The sequence below is a fragment of the Paenibacillus sp. FSL H8-0104 genome, from assembly GCF_038050215.1.
GTDB lineage: Bacteria > Bacillota > Bacilli > Paenibacillales > Paenibacillaceae > Paenibacillus > Paenibacillus amylolyticus.
In genome coordinates, this window is record NZ_JBBOTC010000001.1 from 1,616,661 (window position 1) to 1,638,820 (window position 22,160).

General features: G+C 47.1%; 25 protein-coding genes, 1 tRNA gene and 1 riboswitch. Of the genes, 17 read left to right on the plus strand and 9 right to left on the minus strand.

Going from position 1 to position 22,160, the window contains the following annotated elements:
- Nucleotides 1-10 precede the first annotated feature (10 nt).
- From NST38_RS07150 to NST38_RS07165, 4 genes are read right to left on the minus strand one after another with little or no spacing between them, the layout of a single operon-like run.
- On the minus strand, nucleotides 11-703 hold the full coding sequence (locus tag NST38_RS07150) for an urease accessory protein UreF (protein WP_076251534.1): 693 nt from the start codon (nucleotides 701-703) through the stop codon (nucleotides 11-13).
- A 36-nt stretch (nucleotides 704-739) separates the two neighbouring features.
- Nucleotides 740-2,458, minus strand: coding sequence for an urease subunit alpha (gene ureC, locus NST38_RS07155; RefSeq protein WP_036610857.1), 1,719 nt, complete (start codon nucleotides 2,456-2,458; stop codon nucleotides 740-742).
- On the minus strand, nucleotides 2,455-2,844 hold the full coding sequence (locus tag NST38_RS07160) for an urease subunit beta (protein ID WP_076251536.1): 390 nt from the start codon (nucleotides 2,842-2,844) through the stop codon (nucleotides 2,455-2,457). The genes ureC and NST38_RS07160 overlap by 4 nt, the downstream gene beginning before the upstream one ends.
- 17 nt (nucleotides 2,845-2,861) lie before the next feature.
- Nucleotides 2,862-3,164, minus strand: a complete 303-nt coding sequence (locus NST38_RS07165; RefSeq protein ID WP_036669066.1) for an urease subunit gamma — start codon at nucleotides 3,162-3,164, stop codon at nucleotides 2,862-2,864.
- 261 nt (nucleotides 3,165-3,425) lie between these two features.
- Here NST38_RS07165 and urtA point away from each other — a divergent pair, with 261 nt between their 5' ends.
- The 5 genes from urtA to urtE all read left to right on the plus strand — a co-directional run bounded on the left by urtA (nucleotide 3,426) and on the right by urtE (nucleotide 8,323).
- The gene (urtA, locus tag NST38_RS07170) at nucleotides 3,426-4,676 is read left to right on the plus strand and encodes an urea ABC transporter substrate-binding protein (protein WP_076251538.1); all 1,251 of its coding nucleotides are present in this window, start codon (nucleotides 3,426-3,428) and stop codon (nucleotides 4,674-4,676) included.
- Between the two features lie 182 nt (nucleotides 4,677-4,858).
- Nucleotides 4,859-5,764 (plus strand): urea ABC transporter permease subunit UrtB, encoded by a 906-nt coding sequence (gene urtB / locus NST38_RS07175; protein WP_036610830.1) that lies wholly within the window; start codon nucleotides 4,859-4,861, stop codon nucleotides 5,762-5,764.
- Between the two features lie 22 nt (nucleotides 5,765-5,786).
- Nucleotides 5,787-6,878 carry an urea ABC transporter permease subunit UrtC gene (gene urtC / locus NST38_RS07180; protein ID WP_076251733.1) on the plus strand — a complete coding sequence of 364 codons (1,092 nt, stop codon included), beginning with the start codon at nucleotides 5,787-5,789 and terminating at the stop codon, nucleotides 6,876-6,878.
- Nucleotides 6,841-7,650, plus strand: a complete 810-nt coding sequence (urtD, locus tag NST38_RS07185; RefSeq protein WP_076251540.1) for an urea ABC transporter ATP-binding protein UrtD — start codon at nucleotides 6,841-6,843, stop codon at nucleotides 7,648-7,650. Before urtC ends, urtD begins: the two co-directional genes overlap by 38 nt.
- Nucleotides 7,628-8,323, plus strand: a complete 696-nt coding sequence (urtE, locus tag NST38_RS07190; RefSeq protein WP_076209466.1) for an urea ABC transporter ATP-binding subunit UrtE — start codon at nucleotides 7,628-7,630, stop codon at nucleotides 8,321-8,323. The genes urtD and urtE overlap by 23 nt, the downstream gene beginning before the upstream one ends.
- A gap of 30 nt (nucleotides 8,324-8,353) precedes the next feature.
- Here urtE and NST38_RS07195 read toward each other — a convergent pair whose 3' ends face one another.
- From NST38_RS07195 to NST38_RS07205, 3 genes are all read right to left on the minus strand, one after another.
- Nucleotides 8,354-8,989 (minus strand): hypothetical protein, encoded by a 636-nt coding sequence (locus NST38_RS07195; RefSeq protein WP_053061478.1) that lies wholly within the window; start codon nucleotides 8,987-8,989, stop codon nucleotides 8,354-8,356.
- A 27-nt stretch (nucleotides 8,990-9,016) separates the two neighbouring features.
- Entirely contained in the window at nucleotides 9,017-9,220 is a 204-nt protein-coding gene (locus tag NST38_RS07200; RefSeq protein WP_017690011.1) for a hypothetical protein, read from the minus strand.
- A 266-nt stretch (nucleotides 9,221-9,486) separates the two neighbouring features.
- A complete protein-coding gene (locus NST38_RS07205; RefSeq protein ID WP_161799427.1) occupies nucleotides 9,487-10,188 on the minus strand; it encodes an urease accessory protein UreF in 702 nt (233 codons plus the stop codon).
- Between the two features lie 442 nt (nucleotides 10,189-10,630).
- Here NST38_RS07205 and NST38_RS07210 point away from each other — a divergent pair.
- A tRNA-Leu gene (locus tag NST38_RS07210) sits at nucleotides 10,631-10,713 on the plus strand.
- Nucleotides 10,714-10,860: 147 nt separating this feature from the next.
- Here the strand turns inward: NST38_RS07210 and NST38_RS07215 are convergent.
- Nucleotides 10,861-11,340, minus strand: coding sequence for a glutathione peroxidase (locus tag NST38_RS07215; protein WP_036610823.1), 480 nt, complete (start codon nucleotides 11,338-11,340; stop codon nucleotides 10,861-10,863).
- A gap of 372 nt (nucleotides 11,341-11,712) precedes the next feature.
- A riboswitch (cyclic di-AMP (ydaO/yuaA leader) is annotated at nucleotides 11,713-11,888 on the plus strand.
- A 118-nt stretch (nucleotides 11,889-12,006) separates the two neighbouring features.
- On the opposite strand from NST38_RS07215, the gene NST38_RS07220 reads away from it, so the two are divergent.
- Together NST38_RS07220 and NST38_RS07225 are read left to right on the plus strand one after the other, a co-directional pair.
- Complete coding sequence (locus NST38_RS07220; RefSeq protein WP_076251542.1) at nucleotides 12,007-12,402, plus strand: hypothetical protein; 396 nt, start codon at nucleotides 12,007-12,009, stop codon at nucleotides 12,400-12,402.
- Nucleotides 12,403-12,783: 381 nt separating this feature from the next.
- Entirely contained in the window at nucleotides 12,784-13,467 is a 684-nt protein-coding gene (locus tag NST38_RS07225; RefSeq protein WP_076251543.1) for an HAD family hydrolase, read from the plus strand.
- 104 nt (nucleotides 13,468-13,571) lie between these two features.
- Here the strand turns inward: NST38_RS07225 and NST38_RS07230 are convergent, their stop codons facing one another.
- Nucleotides 13,572-14,867: an Nramp family divalent metal transporter gene (locus NST38_RS07230; protein ID WP_036669231.1), complete on the minus strand. Its 1,296-nt coding sequence runs from the start codon at nucleotides 14,865-14,867 to the stop codon at nucleotides 13,572-13,574.
- Between the two features lie 400 nt (nucleotides 14,868-15,267).
- On the opposite strand from NST38_RS07230, the gene NST38_RS07235 reads away from it, so the two are divergent.
- The 9 genes from NST38_RS07235 to NST38_RS07275 all read left to right on the plus strand — a co-directional run bounded on the left by NST38_RS07235 (nucleotide 15,268) and on the right by NST38_RS07275 (nucleotide 22,152).
- Nucleotides 15,268-15,687, plus strand: a complete 420-nt coding sequence (locus NST38_RS07235; RefSeq protein ID WP_036610819.1) for an organic hydroperoxide resistance protein — start codon at nucleotides 15,268-15,270, stop codon at nucleotides 15,685-15,687.
- Nucleotides 15,688-15,897: 210 nt separating this feature from the next.
- Nucleotides 15,898-16,143 carry a zinc ribbon domain-containing protein gene (locus NST38_RS07240; RefSeq protein ID WP_036610816.1) on the plus strand — a complete coding sequence of 82 codons (246 nt, stop codon included), beginning with the start codon at nucleotides 15,898-15,900 and terminating at the stop codon, nucleotides 16,141-16,143.
- Between the two features lie 99 nt (nucleotides 16,144-16,242).
- Nucleotides 16,243-16,521, plus strand: a complete 279-nt coding sequence (locus NST38_RS07245; protein ID WP_036610814.1) for a hypothetical protein — start codon at nucleotides 16,243-16,245, stop codon at nucleotides 16,519-16,521.
- Nucleotides 16,522-16,709: 188 nt separating this feature from the next.
- Nucleotides 16,710-17,132, plus strand: coding sequence for a thiol-disulfide oxidoreductase DCC family protein (locus NST38_RS07250; protein ID WP_076251545.1), 423 nt, complete (start codon nucleotides 16,710-16,712; stop codon nucleotides 17,130-17,132).
- Between the two features lie 99 nt (nucleotides 17,133-17,231).
- Entirely contained in the window at nucleotides 17,232-18,095 is an 864-nt protein-coding gene (locus NST38_RS07255; RefSeq protein WP_036669080.1) for a DUF6612 family protein, read from the plus strand.
- A gap of 209 nt (nucleotides 18,096-18,304) precedes the next feature.
- Nucleotides 18,305-18,688 carry a VOC family protein gene (locus NST38_RS07260; protein ID WP_017690000.1) on the plus strand — a complete coding sequence of 128 codons (384 nt, stop codon included), beginning with the start codon at nucleotides 18,305-18,307 and terminating at the stop codon, nucleotides 18,686-18,688.
- 161 nt (nucleotides 18,689-18,849) lie between these two features.
- Nucleotides 18,850-20,067 carry a nucleotide-binding protein gene (locus NST38_RS07265; protein WP_076251547.1) on the plus strand — a complete coding sequence of 406 codons (1,218 nt, stop codon included), beginning with the start codon at nucleotides 18,850-18,852 and terminating at the stop codon, nucleotides 20,065-20,067.
- Nucleotides 20,064-21,368: a CpaF family protein gene (locus tag NST38_RS07270; protein ID WP_101314092.1), complete on the plus strand. Its 1,305-nt coding sequence runs from the start codon at nucleotides 20,064-20,066 to the stop codon at nucleotides 21,366-21,368. Before NST38_RS07265 ends, NST38_RS07270 begins: the two co-directional genes overlap by 4 nt.
- 40 nt (nucleotides 21,369-21,408) lie before the next feature.
- Nucleotides 21,409-22,152 (plus strand): type II secretion system F family protein, encoded by a 744-nt coding sequence (locus tag NST38_RS07275; protein WP_076251735.1) that lies wholly within the window; start codon nucleotides 21,409-21,411, stop codon nucleotides 22,150-22,152.
- Nucleotides 22,153-22,160 lie beyond the last annotated feature (8 nt).

Consider the following 22,160-nt stretch of genomic DNA (forward strand, 5'->3'; position numbering starts at 1 on the left):
AAAGTTGTAGTTAAGACATAAACAGCCGCGCGGGTAAGGTCTCATGCCGCATGGCGTAGATTTCCTGGGCGATTCCGAAGCTGTGCATATCTTCCGGGTCATTGTCCCGAATGAGAGCCCATTCCGCTTCGATAACATCAAGCAGTTTCTGAATCAACATCTGCGCTTCGGTTTGTCCGATGGGCAGCAGGCGAAGTGCGCTGTTCACATAAGCGTTCACTGAGGTATACAGATGCCCGGTAACGGCTTCATCCAATTCAATCTCTAGTTGATAGTTGATATAACCGTGAATGGTCGTGATGCCACAATACGCACCGTATTCCCGTATGGCCTCATCAACCAGGGAAAAGTCCATCCATGGATAGAGTGAACGGGCCAGTTTGAGCAGTCTCTTTCCCATTTTGTGGCCGCTTTCCCTGAGTTCCCGAGGGGAGCGCTGGGCGTGGACACGTTTGTCATACAGGGCAAGTAGAGCGGCATCTTGCTGTTTTATCGCCTGATAGACGCCTTTGATGGCAAGACCATCTAGTCGTACAAGACTGGAGTGAAGCTGGCTGCGAATAAACTGTTCAAGCTGCGCGGTATTTTGCACGGTGCCATCATGCGTGTAAGCTTCCAGACCGAAGGAATGGGAGAAACCACCGATGGGCAGGGCCGAATCCAGCAGCTGAACATAACGGAGTAGCTTCGTGCCACTGTTCATCATGAGTGCCCCCTTATCAGCTAATCCGTATTCCTATCAAAACATAAAGTACCGCTGTGCCATAGGCAACTCGTCTGCGGGTTCGCAGGTGAGAAGCTCACCGTCGGCGCGTACCTCGTAGGTTTCGGGATCGACTTCAATGACAGGGGTGACGTCGTTATGAATCATGTCTTTTTTGCTGACTGAGCGACAGCCTTTAACGGGTTCAACCCGCTTTTTCAGGCCCAATGACTCTTTGATCCCTGCTTCTGCTGCGGCTTGGGAGACAAATGTGATCGATCCGCTGGCAATGGCGCTACCATAGGCTCCGAACATCGGTCTGCCAAATACCGGCTGAGGTGTCGGGATGGACGCATTGGGATCACCCATCTGGGCAAATGTGATCATGCCACCCTTAATGACAATCTCGGGTTTAACACCGAAGTAAGCCGGTTTCCATATGATTAGATCTGCCAGCTTGCCAACTTCCACCGAACCGACGAGATGACCGATTCCGTGAGCGATAGCTGGATTGATAGTGTACTTGGCGACATATCGCTTGATCCGATCGTTATCGGAGGGAGAATTCGGGTTGAGCTCAAGTTTGCCGCGCTGTTTTTTCATTTTGTCGGCTGTCTGCCAGGTGCGGATAATGACTTCGCCCACTCGGCCCATGGCTTGAGAATCGGAACTGATGATGCTGAACACGCCAAGATCATGCAAAATGTCTTCGGCTGCGATTGTTTCGGGACGAATCCGCGAATCCGCAAAAGCGACATCTTCCGGGATGGAAGGGTCCAGGTGATGACACACCATCAACATATCGAGATGCTCTTCTACAGTGTTGCGTGTGTACGGTCGTGTTGGGTTGGTTGATGAGGGGATAACGTAGGACTCCCCAGCGGCCCGGATAATATCCGGTGCGTGTCCGCCACCAGCGCCTTCCGTATGGTACGTGTGGATCGTCCGGCCGTTGATTGCAGCCAGGGTGTTTTCGAGAAATCCGGTTTCGTTCAATGTATCGGTATGGATAGCCACTTGAACATCATGTTCCCCGGCGGCAGTCAGACAAGCGTCGATAGCGCTCGGGGTAGTGCCCCAATCTTCATGTAGCTTCAGGCCGATTACCCCAGCTTCAATCTGTTCAATTAAAGGTGCGGTACTGGAACTGTTGCCTTTGCCAAGGTAACCGATGTTCATGGGAAAAGCTTCTGCGGACTCTAGCATCCGGTGGATGTGCCAGGCTCCTGGTGTGCAGGTGGTGGCTTTGGTTCCTGTTGCTGGTCCTGTTCCCCCGCCGATCATGGTCGTGACCCCGGAGGATAACGCAGTCTGAATCTGCTGTGGGCAGATGAAATGAATATGGGTATCAATACCGCCAGCGGTTACAATCATGCCTTCACCGGCGATGATTTCGGTGGAAGCACCGATGACCAGTGCGGGATGAACACCATCCATTGTATCCGGGTTGCCGGATTTGCCAATGGCGCAGATGTGACCATCCCGAATGCCGATATCCGCTTTTACAATGCCCCAATGATCGATAATGATAGCGTTGGTGATAACAGTATCAGGAGTGCCGTCGCTTCGCAGAGCGGTGGTGGACTGGCCCATTCCGTCGCGGATAACCTTACCACCTCCGAACTTGCTCTCATCTCCGTATACGGCATAATCATGTTCAATCTCTGCCCATAGTTCGGTATCCGCAAGTCTTACGGCATCGCCGGTTGTCGGTCCAAACATGGACGCGTATTGTTCACGGCTCATTCGTTTCATGAAGGTTCACCTCCATCTGGTATGGGAGGGGAGAACGTCTTCAGAAATGCCTCCAGTTTCAGTGGATCAGGAGCTTGATCCGCAGAGCCTTCGGTTAATCCGTTGAACCCGTGAATTTGGCGTTTGCCGCCAAAGGTCGTGAGTTCAACAGGTTTCTCTTCACCGGGTTCGAAGCGAACTGCGGTGCCTGCCGGAATGTGCAGGCGATGTCCAAAAGCTGACGTGCGATCAAAGTCCAGTGCTGCATTAACTTCATAGAAGTGAACGTGAGAGCCGACTTGGACGGGGCGGTCGCCGCGGTTAAGGACAAGGAGTTGTAGGGTTAAACGATCCGGATGACAGATGATGTCGTCATCTGGCTTCAAACGGTATTCACCAGGAATCATGGTTTCTCCTGCCTTTCTCAGCGGATGGGTTCATGTACAGTAACCAGTTTTGTACCGTCAGGAAATGTGGCTTCTACCTGTACTTCAGGAATCATATCGGGAACACCATCCATACAGTCTTCACGTGTCAGGATGGTGCCTCCGTATCTCATTAATTCGGCAACACTCATTCCATCCCGTGCTCGTTCCATCAGTTCGGAGGTCAACAAGGCGATGGCTTCGGGAACATTTAACTTGAGTCCGCGTGCTCTTCGTTCACGGGAGAGGTTAGCGGCCACGGTAATCAGGAGTTTTTCTTTTTCCTGCTCAGTCCAGTGCAAGGCAATCCGACCTTTCGCTTATAGTGTCTGATATGTTCATGAATCAAGTTATATGTTAAATATACTCACACAGGGTGATTTCTTTGTCAATAAGCTTCAAGGCATATTAGCAGTATGCATGAAACAGGTAGGCATGAAATAAAATTATGTAAGCTATATTGACATGAAGAGTGTAACGCTCCATAATTTGGATCAACGAACATTTCGGACGCAAATGACCTTAATGTTCGTCAATAGACTAAAAAAAGGGAGTGTAGGCTATTGAAGAAGAGGTCGGTCAAGTTATGGAGTATTTTGCTGGGTGCGGTCATTGTGATGACAGGATGTGTGGAGGGCACTGCGCCGCCTGAGGCTTCAGGTTCAGGTGGTACAGGAGAACCATCTGCATCCGGTGAACCGATTAAAGTTGGCATTCTTCACTCTCTCAGCGGAACGATGGCGATCAGTGAAGTATCTGTTAAAGATGCGGAGATGCTTGCCATTGAAGAGATCAACGCCGCGGGCGGAGTTTTGGGTAAACAGATTGAGCCTGTAATTGAGGATGGCGCTTCGGATTGGCCTACTTTTGCGGAGAAGGCTGGAAAGTTACTGCAACAGGATAAGGTCGCTGCTGTATTTGGTGGATGGACCTCTGCAAGTCGGAAGGCTATGCTCCCGGTGTTTGAACAGAATAAAGGTTTATTGTTTTACCCGGTGCAATATGAGGGATTGGAATCGTCGCCAAATATTTTTTATACAGGAGCAACAACCAATCAACAGATCGTTCCATCCGTAACCTGGTTACTGGAGAACAGGGGCAAGACGTTTTATCTGCTCGGTTCAGATTATGTATTCCCAAAAACGGCCAATCAGGTCATTAAGGCGCAACTCGCAGCAGAAGGCGGCGAAGTGGTGGGTGAGGAATATACACCGCTGGGACATACCGATTATAGTACCATCATTAGCAAAATCAAAGCTGCGAAGCCGGATATTGTATACAATACACTGAACGGAGATAGCAATGTGGCCTTCTTCAAACAATTGAAGGATGCCGGAATCTCCTCGGTTCAGATGACAACCCTCTCGGTAAGTGTGGCGGAGGAAGAAATCCGTGGTATTGGCGCAGACGTATTGAAGGGACATCTGGCTTCGTGGAATTATTATCAGACAACAGATACACCTGAGAATGCAACATTTGTTGCCAAGTATAAAGAAAAATACGGTGCTGATCGAGTGACAGCGGATCCGATTGAAGCGGGATATGTGGCGGTTTATCTCTGGAAGGCGGCGGTGGAAAAAGCAGGATCAACCGACGTGGAGAAGGTGAAGGCAGCTGCCAAGGGTCTGGAGTTTGATGCCCCGGAAGGTAAGGTAACCGTGGATGGAGAGAATCAGCATATCTACAAAACCGTACGGATCGGTGAGGTGCAGGAGGATGGGCAGTTCAAGGAATTGTGGAATTCTGGTGAGCCTGTCAAGCCGGACCCTTATCTGAAAACGTATGAATGGGGAGCTTCCCTCAGCGCTAAATAACATAGAAACCTCGCAATAAAACAGGCAACTCGCTTCAAAGTAGCCGAAACATAAACGAGGGTGTGACAACACACCCTCTTACCATATCGCGGTAAAGCGTTACTGTGATGTGAAAAATGTTACTGCCGCTAATTGAATTCATGTGAAATATCGAGAGTCACGGTATGGAGGAGGGGATAGCGATGGATATGTTTATCCTGCAGATGTTCAATGGTCTGAGTATCAGTTCAATTCTGTTGTTGATTGCATTGGGGCTTGCAGTAACGTTTGGGCTGATGAATGTCATCAATATGGCGCACGGTGAACTGATCATGATTGGTGCATATGCAACGTATGTAACACAAAATCTGTTCATGTCCTATGCTCCAGCGGCGTGGTTTGGTGCCTACTTTGTTGTGGCTCTACCGATTGCGTTCATTGTAGCTGCTCTGATTGGCTGGTTGCTTGAAGTGGTGCTGATCCGGCATCTATATGGCAGGCCGCTGGACAGTCTGCTGGCGACATGGGGTGTAGGCATGATGCTGCAACAACTGGCCCGTACCATATTCGGAGCACCCAATGTGGGAGTATCCAGTCCGGCTTGGCTCAATGGGGGATTGGCGATCTCGGATGGGATTGTATTTCCGTATAAACGAATTTTCATTATCGCACTGGTTGCGGTTGTGCTGCTGTGCATGTATCTCTATATCTATCGAACATCTTCTGGAAGACGAATGAGGGCTGTGATGCAGAATCGGAGCATGGCGGGGTGTCTTGGGATTTCGACCCGGCGGGTGGATGGCATGACCTTTGCGATTGGTTCGGGCATTGCCGGAATTGCTGGCTGTGCATTAACGCTCATTGGTCCGATTGGTCCTTCGCTTGGTACGTATTATATTGTGGATGCGTTCATGGTGGTTGTTTTGGGTGGTGTGGGAAAATTGGTTGGAACCGTGTGTGGTGCACTGGGGATTGGTATGTTCAACACGCTGTTCGAAACCTATACCTCGGCCTCCATTGGCAAGGTGCTTGTGTTTGTATGTATCGTTGCTTTCCTGCAATGGAAACCACGTGGCTTGGTCGCGATGCGCACACGGAGTCTCGATTAACGTGAAGAAGGGGGGTTAGTTCATGTCCGCTTTACTCAAGACTGGCAGTCTGAAAATGAGGATTATCTGGGCGGTTGTACTGATCATGATGTGTCTTGCTCCACTAATCTCCACGGAGTTTCGTCTGAGTCTGTTAGCCAAGTTTTTGGCGTTGGCAATCCTGGCCATTGGTCTCGATCTGATCTGGGGTTATGGGGGTGTGCTGAGTCTTGGGCATGGTGTGTTCTTTGGGCTAGGTGGATACGCGATGGCGATGTATCTGAAGCTTCAGGCCAGTGGAGCAACACTTCCTGACTTCATGGGATGGAGTGGTCTCAGTGGTCTGCCGTGGTTCTGGGAACCCTTTCGCTCTTTCCCGGTGGCGCTGTTATTGGGGATAGCCCTTCCGGCATTGCTCGCCTTTGCCCTGGGGTGGTTTACGTTCCGTAACCGGATCACCGGTGTTTATTTTACCATCCTGACTCAAGCCTTGGTTCTCATTACGGTAACACTCTTTGTAGGTAAACAGGAATGGACGGGTGGAACAAATGGCATTACCGGATATAATTCGATCTTTGGTTTTACACTTCATTCCGCTGGAACGACGATTGCTCTCTACTATATAACGCTTGCTGTTCTGGTGATCGCTTATATGCTCTGTCGTCGAATGGTGAACAGTCGGTTCGGCCAAGTGCTCGAAGCTGCGCGGGATGGGGAGAATCGGGTACGATTCCTCGGATATGATCCGGCAGGATATAAAACGCTGGCTTTTGCTTTTTCCGGTGCGCTTGCAGGCATCGCGGGCATGTTGTTTGTTCTTCAGGTGGGTATTATCTCGCCATCAATGATGGGGATTGTACCCTCCATTGAGATGGTCCTGTGGGTTGCGTTGGGTGGTCGCGGTACGCTTATTGGAGCGGTCATCGGAGCAGTGGTGCTGAATGCAGCCAAAACAGGCATAAGTGAGGCTTATCCCGAAGGATGGCTGTTTGTCATTGGTGGGCTCTTTGTAACGGTCGTTTTGTTCATGCCAAACGGAATTGTAGGAGTGTATCGTCATGTCGTTCGCTTGCTGAAGCGGAGAGGAGAGAGTACGCATGTCCAAGTCACTCGGGAAAAACCTAAAGTCTACTGAGGAATCAGCGGTGTTGGTAGCCGAGGATATTACGGTGGCCTTTGGTGGGTTCGTTGCTGTCAAAGGCATGAATCTGAAGCTGCATGAACATGACCTGCATTTTCTAATCGGACCCAATGGTGCAGGGAAAACAACGATGCTGGATGTGATATGTGGCAAAACAAAACCCATGTCCGGTTCGGTGAAGATGGGGGATGGCACGGAATTAACGCGACTGAAGGAGCACCAGATTGTTCGCAAAGGTGTGGGACGCAAATTCCAGGCGCCATCGATCTTTGCAGGTCTGACGGTACAGGAGAATCTGACGCTGGCAGCGGAGACTCGCCGTTCCCCTTTGCAAGCCATCGGTATTCGTCGATATGGGAAAATGAGTGCTGCCATGGAGCATGTTACCCTCCAGATTGGTCTGCAAGACCGCGTTGATGCTCGTGCAGGAGCGTTGTCGCATGGGGAGAAGCAGTGGCTGGAGATTGGCATGCTGCTTCTGCAGGAGCCGCGGGTGTTGTTGCTGGACGAACCAGCTGCAGGCATGACGGATGAAGAAACACACAAGACCGGGCGACTTCTGCAAGAGATTGCGCGTGAACGCTCGGTTGTGGTGGTGGAGCATGATATGGAGTTTGTGCGAGAGTTCGCAGCCAAGGTAACGGTGATGCATGAAGGAAAACTGCTGAAGGAAGGTACGATGGCGGAGGTACAGGCAGACCCGAAAGTGGCAGAAGTGTATCTGGGCAAAAGGAGGGATGACCATGCTGTCGCTGCAACGAATTGAATCCGGCTACGGGGAAAGCAATGTGCTTCGTGGTGTGAACCTGGATGTACAGCCTGGACAGGTGGTGTGTCTGATGGGTCGTAACGGTGTAGGTAAAACAACGTTGATGAAAACATTAATGGGGCTGCTCAAAACACGCAAGGGCAGTATTCAGTGGCAAAATCAGGAGTTATCCACCTTGGACACAGCCAAGCGGGCAAGGGCAGGGATTGGGTATGTACCGCAGGGGCGGGAGATTTTCCCGCAGCTTACGGTGAAAGAAAACTTATTGCTTGGTCTGGAGACAAGTGCACCGGGAGTAAAAACGTTCCCGGAGGATGTACTGGCGATGTTTCCAGTGCTTGCTACGATGTATGGACGGCAGGGCGGGGATCTGAGTGGTGGACAGCAGCAACAGTTGGCGTTCGCTCGGGCATTGGCTTCGCGTCCGGGGTTGTTGCTCCTTGATGAGCCGACAGAAGGCATCCAGCCTTCTATCGTGGAGGACATTCGGCAGGTTATTTTGCAGCTCAAGGCAAAGGGGAACCTCTCGGTTCTGCTGGTAGAGCAGAGTATTGATTTTGTACGAAGTGCCGCAGATTACATCTATATCATGGACAAAGGAACCATAACCCTGCATGGGACACCGCAAGAACTGGATATGTCGCAGTTTGAACATCATCTCTCCGTATAGTTGTAGTTAGTCGGCCAGTGGAGAAAGGTTTCAGGAGCGCTTGTCCAGGATATTCGAGTATTTCGGATATAACCGCCGGATGCATTCCGGACAGATGTCATGGGTGAATTCGGCGTGGGTATGCTTCTCCAGATAACTCTCAACGGAGTTCCAGTGTTCCTCTTCGTCCTTGATTTGTTTGCAGACGGCGCAAATAGGCAGCAGTCCGCGCAATGTGCGCACTTCGGACAATGCCTTCTTCAATTGGTGTTCTGTCTTTCTCTGTTCGGTAATATCCATGTGTGCAATTAAAGCAAGATCGGTATCCAGAATTGAATTTGAATAAGATAGAGGGGTGAGTTCTACACGAAACCACCTCTTTTCGTTGTATACAGTATACACGCAGATGTCATATGTATGATTTCGATTAAAGGGTATTCCGCGTTCTTTCAAATTCTGTGCGACAAGTGCCATGTTAGCGTTCTTGCCTCGTTTTGCCCAGGCTTCCGTCAGGTGCAGGTAGTGTCTATGACTACTGTGTATATCCGGGTTTGGTGAGCATTGACCAAGTCCCTGTTGCCAGGCACGGTTACAACTTTGGATAATCCAATTGTCATCAACGATGATGAGCTGGTGACGTATGGACTGGAACGACAGCCTCTCCAGATCGGATGTAACATGTCTCATGGATGAGACCCTCCTTTGGCAGAAATCTTATCTCAGTTCATCTGGAATGTCCAAAATATCAGCGACCAGGTGCCTGAATCGGGTTGCTTTGCGTGTGCCGTGAATGAGATTGGATAAACGATAGGGTGGGATGCCATGCTGTTCACAAAAGGTCTTCTGGTCCACTTGAAGTTCGGTTAGCCGTCGTTTGATGGCCCATCCGAACGGAGTAACTGGTTTTTTCTTGTTCAAAAGGGTTCACCCCTGGTTAGAATGTAGTATTCAGCCGCCCTTTCTTCATGTAGTATATATAGAAATGCGAGCTGTACGTTTCATTATATACGTAAATTCGTCATCTAACAATTAAAAAAGACGGAAAAAAGTGTATTTTGTGATTATAAATGGCGTAAATACGTAAATAAAACAAATAAAATGACAAAAAACACGTCGGCAAGGAGGTTGCCGCGTGTTTTTTAGTTTGTTTGAATGAAGGGGAGCAGGCATGAGGAGGAAGAGGATTAGGCCCTGTAGGCATGAAGTCCAGCTCCGAGCATATGGAAACTGGGGAAAAACGATTTCATGGACATCGAGGTTGGCTGTGCCAGTCCATCCGCAGCCGAGGCGCTGACGGTCTTCCATTCATTCTCCAGATCTGTGGCCAGGCGGACCATCAGATCCTTGGTTGTATCGTTGTTCAGGGGAATGACTTTGGAGGCTTCGGTTATGCAGGCATTCATGGCTGAATGCAGGTAACCAAGGACCGCCTCCTCGACCGGGATGTCGAGGTGGTGGTTAATCCAGGCGTGAACAGTGGAGAGGCAGCCAACCGAATCATATTTGGCAAAGATCTGTTCGAGCTGGCTGAATTCAATCCAGGGGTGCAGAGCGCGTGCGAGTCTGATCAATCGTTTACCCATGGCGGCAGCTTGTTCTCTGAGATCTCCAGGGGTTCGCTGAACATGGACGAGCTTGTCGATCAGAGCTATCCGCCATGTATCCTTGTGATCTGTTGCGGTATAGATGCCTTTGATAGCCATACCTTCAAGACGAACGATGCTCGGATGCAACTGACAACGCATGAATGATTCGAGATCTTCAGCATTACGAATGGTACCCTCCCTGATATGGATATCCATGCCGAAGGAATGGGTGAACCCTCCAACCTGAATAGAGGAATCAAGCAGTTTGACATAATCGAGCAGCTTATTCCCACGGTTCACAATCATTCGCCTCCTGTGTTCGTTAAATGTCACTTAAAGTAACATTTATATTCCTTTTTGTTTGCTTTATGTTTGAGAATCCGAATTATATGATAGTTATCATCCCATAAATGTCCGCTTTTTGTCAATAGTATCCGTTAAATTTAATGTATTAAATCTGGAATTTAATATTTGTGTTATTTTATATAACTTATCGTGTTATTTATGTGGCGAAGTGCAGGGAGGACTATATAAGGAAGGACTATATATAAATGAATCAACAAGATCGGCTCAAGCCGGAAAAGAGGGGATCAAATCTAATGATATGCAGTTCATGGGTAAAGATGACGAGATTATGCGATTTTTGATGAAAATGCCTAGCTGAAAAAGAAGTATTAAATAATACTTTACTTTTAGTTCTGAACCCGGTATAATCAATTCTGTTGCCGATTATTTACGACATGCGGTCGTGGTGGAATGGCAGACACGCTATCTTGAGGGGGTAGTGGGCGTATGCCCGTGGAGGTTCGAGTCCTCTCGACCGCATCATATGAACGATTAAAAAGAAGCTTTCCATTAATGGGAAGCTTCTTTTTTTTGTCTTTTTCGAACAGTATGACATCTGGGTTGAAAAAAGGCCATCCATTACCGGAGGAATGTTGCTCTACCTTCCGGCTACGGGTGGCCTGTGTATTATTTTTGCAGCAAATTCTTGATATCTTCTTCAATCTTGTCCGGTGTTGTTTTGGGAGCATAACGTTTAATGACCTGTCCGTTCTGATCCACGAGGAATTTGGTGAAATTCCATTTGATTGCTTTGGAGCCGAGCAGGCCAGGAGCTTCTGTGCTCAGGTGTTGGAAAAGAGGGTGAGCGCTTGAGCCGTTCACATCAATTTTCTCAAACATGGGGAAGCTCACGCCATAATTCATCTGACAGAACTCGGCAATATCGTCGGAAGATCCTTTTTCCTGTGCAAACTGGTTGCTTGGGAAACCAAGCACTTCAAATGGAGCATCTTGAAATTTGTCTTGCAATTCTTGCAGACCTTTGAATTGAGGGGTAAGGCCGCATGAGCTTGCCGTATTCACAATCAGGAGCACTTTGTCACGGTAGTCGGACATTTCAACTTCTTGACCGCGAAGGGTATTCACTTTGTAATCGTAGACTGTCATCTAAATCGCCTCCATTTATTTACTCTTATATCTTCTATTATATTGGTTGCAATTAAATATTGCAAAACTAATATGGTGTTAAAAGAATCAAAACAGGCAAGTTGTGCAGAATACGTGAATGAATTGCGAAGTGATTTACGCCAGAGTGAGAATTAGATAGCCTTGAAGAGATAGATAGAGTATAACTTTGTTGTAAGCGTTATTATGGATAGGAATTGGCAAAAATCTGCCGATTTGGTGATCTGGGCGGACTTTACACCGACATGGCATGGGTGTATGATTCATAACGTAATTTCAATTTAAACTAAAATGTACTTGAAAAACGAAACAAACGATAATATCGCTCGATCTTATCCTTAAGATATACGAACGATGTTTTAATCGCTGAGTTTCCATTCATTGATGAGTGGAAAACGGGGGAACCAACGGAATGCGCTGTCCAGGACAGTGGGCATTCATGGGGTGAATTTTCCGGTGACAGCCGGAAATAGGGCGACTCTCGCGCCCGAATCCGTCAGCTAACCTCGTAAGCGTTAAAGGGAGAGGCAACAAGCCGTACGCTGGTTCATGGTGTTTTCGCCATGGGTTATTTAAGAAGCGTTCGGGAGGCCTTGGTCCCCCACGCTTCTTTTTTGTTGTCTTTTCACGCCAAGGGAGGAACGAATGATGGATACTGAGATGGTCTTAGTGACTGCTCCAAATGAAGCAGGACGCAAATTTATCAAATTGCTGATGTACAAAAAAATGCCGTTTGCCGTTCTAACCAACAGTGCAGGGGAAGAGCGAAGACTCCGTAGAATCGGAGTAGAACATGTCATTCGCATGAATACGGCTGCAGCTCAAAAATGGTTTTTGCCGCAGGGCAGCGTAGGCAACGTGTTTATTTTCGAGAACAGTCTGAATCTGACCTGTCGTTATTTACAGATCTGCCGTTCATGGACATCGAAATCCCTGTGCGTCATTACGGAGCAGAGTCATCCTAAGGGCATCTATCGGGGCATGGGCGCAGACCGGATTGTATATTCGCTCAATGGGGAAGTTGGCTTTCTCCTCAATGGTTAATGCCATAGCTTCTGATTGCTCAGGTGTAAGGTGCCTGTTATAATTGAATGTATTAGAATCAATTTCAGAATTCACTCAAGGTATTATGAAATTGATTCATCGATAAACGGAAGTTTGAGGAGACTCATGCAGGATGGTGAGTCTTCTTTTTTATGGTTTCTATAGGTTGTTCAAAAAGTCCGCTTTTGATTACGAAGGATGCCTAACGGCATCATCAGCATCGAATATGAAATTCAGCCGAAATGTCCGTGGCTCACGTAGTTTTCCCTACGCTCCGCTACTCCATTTCTAGCTTCATTCCATCTTCTTGGTACTGAAAACCAGACTTTTTGAACTCGATTAGGATCAGGAATCACCTGTGGCTTACAAGGAGGAATTGGCGTGCCGGATGTAGGTGGATTGAAATGGTTGTTTTTTGATGTTGGAGATACGCTGGTGGATGAATGGGAGCCGGTTGATGATATTATCGGACAGTTTGTCCGTGAAGCTTGTGCTTTGGGGTATCCGGTGACAATTGAGGCGGTACGCGAACTGTTCGCGAGCTGTTACCGAAAATATGAGCAATGGCCTATGAGAGTGGCGATTCGCACATTTGTTGAAGACGAGGGGCATCAAAAACAGATTCAGGACAAGCTGAAGTTTCAAAAAGATCTTGAACGTCCTTTTCCTTCAGCAGATTTTGTTCTTCAGCAGTTGTCACGGCATTATCGCATTGGCATTATTGCCAATCAGAGTCCTGGAACGGAAGAGAGACTGGAGAGTTACGGCTTGCGGAAGTATGTTGATGTTCTGGCATGTTCAGCTGAAGAAGGAGTGTCCAAGCCAGACCCTGAGTTATACGCTGTGGCCTTGAAGCAGGCAGGTTGTGAACCGGAGGAAGCCGTCATGATCGGAGATCGGATCGATAACGACATTATACCTGCTCGGAATCTGGGCATGCGTACGATTCGAATTATGCAGGGTTACGGAAGATTCCAGCCAGATCTATCGGATGACAAACGTGCGGATTGGACTGTTGAATCATTGGATCAACTCTTGCCGTTACTGATGCCAAATCAGGATTAGATTCAGATGGTTGTTTATTGGATTGCAACAATAAAGGCTGATCAACTGGGTATAAAATACCGGAGTTGATCAGCCTTTTTAGTATTTAGCCAATTAAAATGAGATTAGAACAACCGGATCGTCTGAATGATCAGATATACATTCAGCACAACGATAATCGCGGCAATGACCCATGAGATGATTTTGAGCCACAATTTGTTGGCGAATGCACCCATGCTTTTTTTATCACTTGTGAACATCACCAGGGGAATTACAGCAAAGGGCAATTGAAGCGACAGCACGACCTGGCTCAAAATGAGCAGTTCTTCTGTGCCATGTTCTCCTGCAATGGCTGTCACAATTACCGCCGGGATGATGGCGATCAGACGTGTGACCAGTCTGCGTAGCCAAGCCGGAATTCGAATGTTCAGGAAACCTTCCATAACGATCTGCCCAGCGAGTGTACCTGTAAGGGTAGAGTTCTGACCTGATGCTAACAGCGCCACACCGAACAGGATACTTGCGACCGTAGTACCCAATAGAGGTGTCAGCAGATGATAGGCATCAGCGATCTCAGCAACCTGCGTCATACCAGCACTGTGAAATACAGCGGCAGATACAATCAGGATGGCTGCATTGATGAACAGGGCCAGTGTCAGCGCAATCGTAGAATCCATGGTCGAGTACCGAATGGCTTCTTTTTTGCCCTGTGGTGTCTGTTCGATCTGACGGGTCTGCACAATGGAAGAATGCAGGTACAGATTATGCGGCATCACGGTTGCTCCGATAATACCAATGGCAATATAGAGCATAGCCGGGTTTTGCAGGATCTCAACATTTGGTACAAAACCATGGAGAACACCGCCCATATCCGGTTTTGCCAGAAACAGATCAATCCCGAAGCAGAGGGCAATTGTTGCCATCAGCACAATGACGAGAGTTTCCAAAGCGCGGAAGCCTTTGTTTTGCAGAACAAGAATCAGGAGTACATCAACTGCGGTGATGATAACGCCGTATAACATGGGGATGTTAAATAACAGTTTTAATGCGATGGCAGAACCAATGACTTCAGCCAGATCGGTAGCTGCAATGGCAAGCTCACACAGAATCCATAACATCATAACAACAGGCATGCTGAATCGTTCACGACAGGCTTGAGCCAGATCCCGTCCAGTGACGATACCGAGCTTGCCAGCCAGCGACTGAAGGACAACGGCCATCAGGTTCGATAACAGGATAACGGATAACAAGGTATACCCGAACTGCGAGCCGCCTGCGATATCTGTTGCCCAGTTCCCCGGGTCCATGTAACCTACGGCAACGAGGTATCCTGGGCCTACAAAGGCGAGGAATTTCTTCCACCATGCAGCATTCTGCGGAACTTTCATGGAACTATGTGCTTCTCCAAGGGAAGGGGCCATGCCCGCAGTAGATAATGATTCTCTTGAAGGAGCGTTGAACGGATTTTTTTTACTCATACGATAATCACCTGACTTTGAATTATTGATTTGGAGATATTGATGCGGTACAAACCGCTCATGATATATCTAAATTTTTATGTTTATTGTTACATTGTACTCCTTCAATTATTTTTGTCTAGTGCAACTTTTATGTATCAGCACAAAATTTCGGTTGTAGCTTGAATATGCCCCTTCGTATATTACCCAACCTTAGGGAAAATACAGCCATGGCATTGAAATGCATGAAAATAATAAAGTTGTAAAAGCTGATAAAGATACAAAATTGCGTTTCAAAATGAGCCAGAAGTTTAAATTGAAAGGAAGGCAGTAAAAAACTATATGGATAAGGGAGAGATTCTGAATGGAAGCTTTATATACAGCAGTAGCGACAGTTAAAGGTGGACGTACAGGTTCGGTGACTTCTTCGGATGGCGTGCTTAAGCATGATCTGAAAATGCCAAAAGAGCTTGGTGGCTCCGGTGGTGAAGGTACTAACCCTGAGCAACTTTTTGCCGCTGGATATGGAGCATGTTATGAAAGTGCCCTTGCCAATGTAGCACGCAAAGCAGGTGTGAAATTGGAGGATGTGGTCGTTACAAGTAACGTATCCATTGGTAAAGACCCTGCGGATGACGGTTTTCAGCTGTCTGTTCGTCTGGACGTTAGCATGCCTGGTGTAGATCACAGTCAAGCAGAGGAACTGGCCCGCAAGGCGCATGATTTCTGTCCATATTCCAAAGCAACACGCGGCAACATTGATGTTGTATTAAACGTAGTTTAAGATTTGACTCCTGGTAAGTAAAGGGAACATATAGAGCAGGTTATCCCAGATACCTGATGTTCGACTACAAAGCCCTGCTGGCAATCGGCAGGGTTTTGTGTTGATTATCATATAAGGACATGATGCAGGAGATTAGATGCCAGATCGCGTACTATTTTACATAATTGCACTCTCACTTCATGCTACACATTCCATAAAGGGGGAACGAAGATGAGTATTGAAGAGATGATCGAGCGGCGATTTGTGTGTACAAAATGCAGGGGCACGGATTGTAACATTAAGGAAGTTTCCATGTCAGGAGCAGGCCTGAGTAAGATGTTTGATATACAGCATAATCACTACCTGTTCGTGGCTTGTGCTTCCTGCGGGTATGTTGAAGTATTTGATCCGGATGTCTTGAAAGGGAAAAAACAGGGACAGGTAGGGACGATTCTGGATATTCTGTTTGGCGGGTAGACATGCGCGAGTTGACATTGATCTGAATTTTCTTTAATATAACTTAGTACTGAGTAGTGTCATTGCATGAACCAAATTTGAATTAAACAGGTGATATCCATGTCTTATAGACCGCGTATTGCAGATTTAGAATTAGCTTATGGTAACAAGGAAGACGGATTGTATGAATTCAAAATGAATTTGGTAGACGGTACAAAATGCCGTGTATTCTACACCCGTTCACCGGAATGGAAGATGACCAATATCAGCCGTCTGCAGAAAACCCCTTGTCCAGTATGTCGCAAAGATTTCATTTGCAAATGTATGGACCAGTGGGCAAGTGACCTGCATCAACAGATGATCGATGACCAATGGATGGAAAAGGCAGTTACGGAATAATTGTCGGACAGATACGAGCGTGGGCACAATGCCTGCGCTCTTTTTCTTTATATTTCCCATTTATGCGTGTTCAAAAAGAGCGGTGTTCAGTCTTTTTGAACTACCTCTAGAAATAAATTTAGAATTAGTGAACAAGAAGGCCCAGATTGGGTAAGTTACTCTAACCGCAACAATAGGAGGCAGCCAATATGACAGCAAATCAAACAGATGTGCATCAGGGACATCCGATCGTACTGGTGGATGGTGTCTGTCACTTCTGCCAGGGCTTAACCAAATGGATTATCAAGCGTGACCCGGAAGGAAAATATCATTTTGCATCGCTTCAATCGGATGTAGCCAAGGAATTGCTGAAGAAAGGCAATTTGTCGACAGATAGTATGGACACCTTTGTGCTGATTGAAAATGGAAAATACTATACACGTTCAACCGCCGCACTGCGATTGGCTAAGGGTCTAAAGTTTCCTTATCCGTTGTTATATGTGTTCATCATGATACCGAAATTTATTCGTAATGCAGTCTATAACTGGGTTGCTCGCAACCGTTATCGCTGGTTTGGCAAGGATGAAGCGTGTATGTTGCCTACACCGGAGATCAAAGATCGATTTCTGTGAAAAAGTCTCGTGCGACACATTGTATCCAAATTTGATGATTAATAGCGGAAATAATTGGGTAATGACTACAGATCATATCTATTTTGGGAGGAAAACAACTTGAAGAAGTGGACTACATTAATTATCGGGGCATTATTAGCAGTAAGCTTGGCAGCATGCGGAAACGACACAGACAACACGGCAACGCCGCCAGCGACCAACAATGAAACATCTAACGAGGGTAATACACCTGCGGAGCAGGAAACAAAGATCCCTACCCTGGATGAGTTGATTACCAAAACGAATGCAGCAACCAAAGAAATGAAAAGCTTCACAACTGAAGCAAACATTGATCAGAATCTGAAACTGGATGCTGGTGAACAGTCACAGGATCAACAGGTTAAAACATCGCTCAAAATGGATATCATCAAAGATCCAATGATGATCTATCAAGAGATGAAAATGGAAATGTCTGGGCAGGAAGCGCAGAATGTAAAGCAATACATCACTTCAGATACGATCTATTCACAAGTGGGAGAACAATGGGTTAAAATTCCTGAAGCTCAAACCAAAGAATTGGTGGAGCAGATGAAAGCAAGCATGAATCCAGAAGGTGAATTGGATCAGTTCAAAAAGATTGAGGAAGACACCGAAGTTACAGAAGATGGCGACAATTATGTCATTAACGCTAATGTATCCGGTGATAACGTAAAGGAACTGGCCAAAGCCGTGATGGAGCAAAACGGATCGAATGCCCAGACCCAAGCGATGCTTGAACAAATGAATATTACAAGCATGAAGATGAAATATATGATTAACAAGGAAACCTATCTGCCTGCAGGTACGGATGTAAACATGGTCATGGAGATGGAACAGAATGGACAGAAAATGACGATGGACATGAAGATGAACAGTACATTTTCTAACCACGATCAAGTGGAAGAGATCAAGATTCCACAAGAAGCATTGGATAGCGCTAAATAATTTGGTTATGCCAAATGTGCTGAAGATGATTTAATGCGGTAAGCGAGCATCAATGTATGCCGTTTGTAGGGCACCTCTGAACTAGATTTGTGTGAGCCGAGAGGTTTACCGGATTAGAATCAGGGGTGTTTTTCTGTTTAGCGGAGATTATGGTCAGGGTTGAAGGTGTTATAGTATAGTCATATTGAAGTAGAGAGGGGAGATATAAGATGATTGAATATGCACACATTCACCATGTTAGTCTGGCTGTACGTGATCTGGAAATCGCGAAAAAATTCTATTCGGGGTTACTGGGCATGCAGGAGATTGAACGTCCTCCTTTCCGCTCCACAGGTACATGGTATGCTATCGGAAGTCAGCAGCTTCATCTGCTTCAGCACCCGGAGGGTCACACGTTACGCGAAGCGGGTATTGATACTACAGACGGTCACTTTGCGATCTGGGTCACCAGTTATTCAGGGACTATAGCCTGGTTGGAGCAGCAGGGAATTGAGTATGAAGCAAGACCTGACAGTGTGGCTGGATTCGCGCAGATTTTTGTGCTTGATCCGGACCGTAACATTATTGAGTTCGATTCACCGTACAACTCTTAAGGGAAAAAGGGTTAGAATAAATCCCTTGCTCCCCCAGAAATTGTATGCTATATTATCCATACATTCATAGCACGTGACGGAAGCACCGTCCAAATATCGCATACTCATGCGGTTATTGGACGGTGCTTTTTTGTGCTTTTTGACAGGGAGGGAAGGAAAAGTTGATTGTACTGAAGGTTGTTCTGGTTTCAAAAGATAGAGATTACATTAGCGCCTGGCTTGATTATGTACAGGGAAATTCATCTGGTCTTCATGTGCGTTTCACAGCATTCTCCCAAGGGGATTCGTTCAAGGATCACATGAAAGAGCAAGAAGGTAGAGAATTACCGGATCTGGTTATTGCGGAACCGGAGTTTCTGAATGACTGGCTGAATAACGGGGGAGAAGTATCAGGTGTACCTTGGCTAATGCTTAGTGAAGGGATGGAGGAGGTGGATGAGGCTAAGCGGCTGATGAAATATCAACCCTTGCCTGCTTTGCTGGATGCTGTGATGCATGCTTGCCGGCAGCCGCGCCGTAAGAAGGTTCACCATCCAGGGCAAGAGACTCTCTCCATCGGTGTAGTATCCGCTTCGGGTGGAAGTGGCAAAACGGCAGTGGCCCTGCATATGGCGAAGCAATTGGGACTTGCAGGATATGCTGTTCTCTATCTTAATCTGGAGACGCTGGACAGTACGCTCCCGTTTCTGGAAAAGGGACTTACTAGAAGTGGGCAGCGTCACCCGGATACGGAGACGGGATTGTCACGCCTGTTATACGATCTGAAGGTGGGCAGAAAAGAATCCGGCAAGCAGTTACAGTTACAATCGAAGGGCGTAGACGGATATGTGGTCCGGCATGAAGCGCTGAAATCCGATGTGTTCTGGCCATTATCGAATCGGAAAGAACTGTTGCAAATGACTCGTGAGGATACGTCGAATCTGCTTCGTTATTTAACAGATTGTGGACAGTATGACGTGCTGATTCTGGATGGGGATTCCAGTTGGGATGGGCGCAGTGAAGGGGTGCTGGATACTGCAGATGCATTTGTCTGGCTGGTTGAGGATGATATATCTGCCATGCATCGTTGGGGACAATGGTTACAGCATGCTGAGCGTACGAAGCCAGATTTGTATGAAAGTATGCTCGAGCGTTCACGCTTTGTGGTTAACAAATATCGGGACAATGTCGTCAATGCACTTCCACGCCCTGATCTGCATCTGGATGCAGTGTTGCCCTATATCCCTTCTTGGAAGCAACTCAGTCAGGAGGAAGTCATGCTTAGTTCTCCGATCTTCCAACGTGAAGTGAAGAGATTATGTGCCATGCTGGTACAAGATGGCGAAGAAGAATTGAAGCAGACCGGACGAATTCAGAAGCAGGATCGGTGGGCGTTATGACGGATTCATCCAATAGAATACTGGATCGTGAAGAACAGTTTCAGATGATGCGTAGGGAAGTCAGGGCTGGCCTCGATTTAACCTCTTCCGCAGGAGATGATGAACTGTGGCAGGGGATAGAACGCAAAGTTCTCACCGACCCGAAGCTGGATGATCTGACCTCAGGAGAGCGTCATACGCTGGTACAGCGATTGTTTGATTCCTTTCGTGGATTGGATATTTTGCAGCCACTTGTGGATCATCCCGATATTACGGAAATTATGATCAATAGTCACAAGGAGATTTTTGTGGAGCAGGAAGGTGAAGTCAGCCAGATCACCCTTGAATTTGAGTCCAGGGAACGGCTCGAGGATATCATCCAGATGATTGTGTCCGGGGTAAACCGGATTGTGAATGAGTCTTCTCCAATCGTAGATGCCCGTTTAAAGGATGGTTCGCGGGTCAATATCGTGTTGCCTCCTATTGCCTTGAAAGGACCCACGATGACGATTCGTAAATTCCCCAGTGAACCGATGAAGATGTCTGATCTGATTGAAAAGGGAGCCCTGCATGAAGAAGCGGCAGAATTATTGCAGCAGTTGGTACGGAGCAAATACAACATCTTCATTGGAGGTGGGACCGGATCGGGAAAAACGACCTTTCTGAACGCATTATCACAGTTCATCCCTGCCGATGAGCGGATTATTACCATTGAGGATTCGGCTGAGTTACAGATTGTTACGGTACCCAATCTGGTATCACTGGAAACGCGGAATGCAAACACCGAAGGCAAGGGACAGATATCTATTCGGGATCTGATCAAATCTTCCTTACGGATGCGTCCGAACCGGATTGTGATTGGGGAAGTCAGGGGCGCAGAAGCGCTGGATATGTTACAGGCCATGAACACAGGACATGATGGAAGCTTATCAACTGGGCACGCCAATACCATCTCGGACATGATCAGCAGACTCGAAACGATGGTGCTTAGCGGTGCGGATCTTCCTATTGCGGTTGTAAGGCAGCAGATTAGTTCAGCAATCGATATTTTTGTACATCTGTCCCGGCTACGAGACCGCTCACGGCGGGTGACAGAGATTAGTGAAGTGATTGGCATGCAGGACGGTGAGGTTATGCTGAATCCACTGTTTCGTTTCCAGGAACAAGAAGAGCGTGAAGGCAAAATTATTGGCGGGTTAGTGCAGGTTGGAAAGTTGAATCAGGTGGATAAAATTCAGATGGCTGGGCTCGGGGAATGGCTGGATGAATACATAGAACAATATAGTGTTGGAATAGATTCATCAGATAACAACATGAATTAAAGCCATTGGAAGGTGATTACTGTTGGGTGAAGCCAGACAGATGTTGACGGATTACACCGTATATACGCTTTCCCGGAGACAACGAATGGTCTGTATGCTGATTAGTGGTCTGCTGTTTTTTGGCATCGGAATTCTGTTCTACCATCACTGGTTGGCTGGAGCGATCCTGGCTGCGGGTTGCATATGGGTACCAAAACATTGGACTAAAGTGCTGTTGGAACGAAGAAGAATGACACTCAGTTTACATTTTAAGCAAGCGTTATATGCATTATCTTCGGCACTGGCCGCAGGAAAATCGGTGGAAAATGGATTCAAGGAATCCGTGGAGGATCTGCGGATGTTGAACCCGGAAGCGGATACCGATCTGATTCGTGAGTTCACGATATTGCGGACACGGATGGAGTATGGACAACCAATTGAAGAGGCACTACAGGATTTTTCGGATCGGGCGCAGATTGAAGATATTACGAACTTTGCAGATGTGTTCATTACGTGCAAACGAACTGGCGGGGATCTGGTTGAGGTTGTGCGTCGTACCTCTGCGGTGATTGGTGAGAAGCTGGATATTCAGCAGGATATTATGGTCGCGGTATCGCAGAAAAAGTTCGAATCAAAGGTGATGTTTGCCGCTCCATTTATTTTTCTGATATTCCTCAATCTGACCGCCAAGGACTTTATGGAGCCGTTATATAGCGGGATGGGGTACCTCATCTCTAGTGGAGCATTGGTAGTACTCGCCTGCTGTTATATGTGGATTAATCGCATTATGGATATCAAAGTATAAGGAGCTGA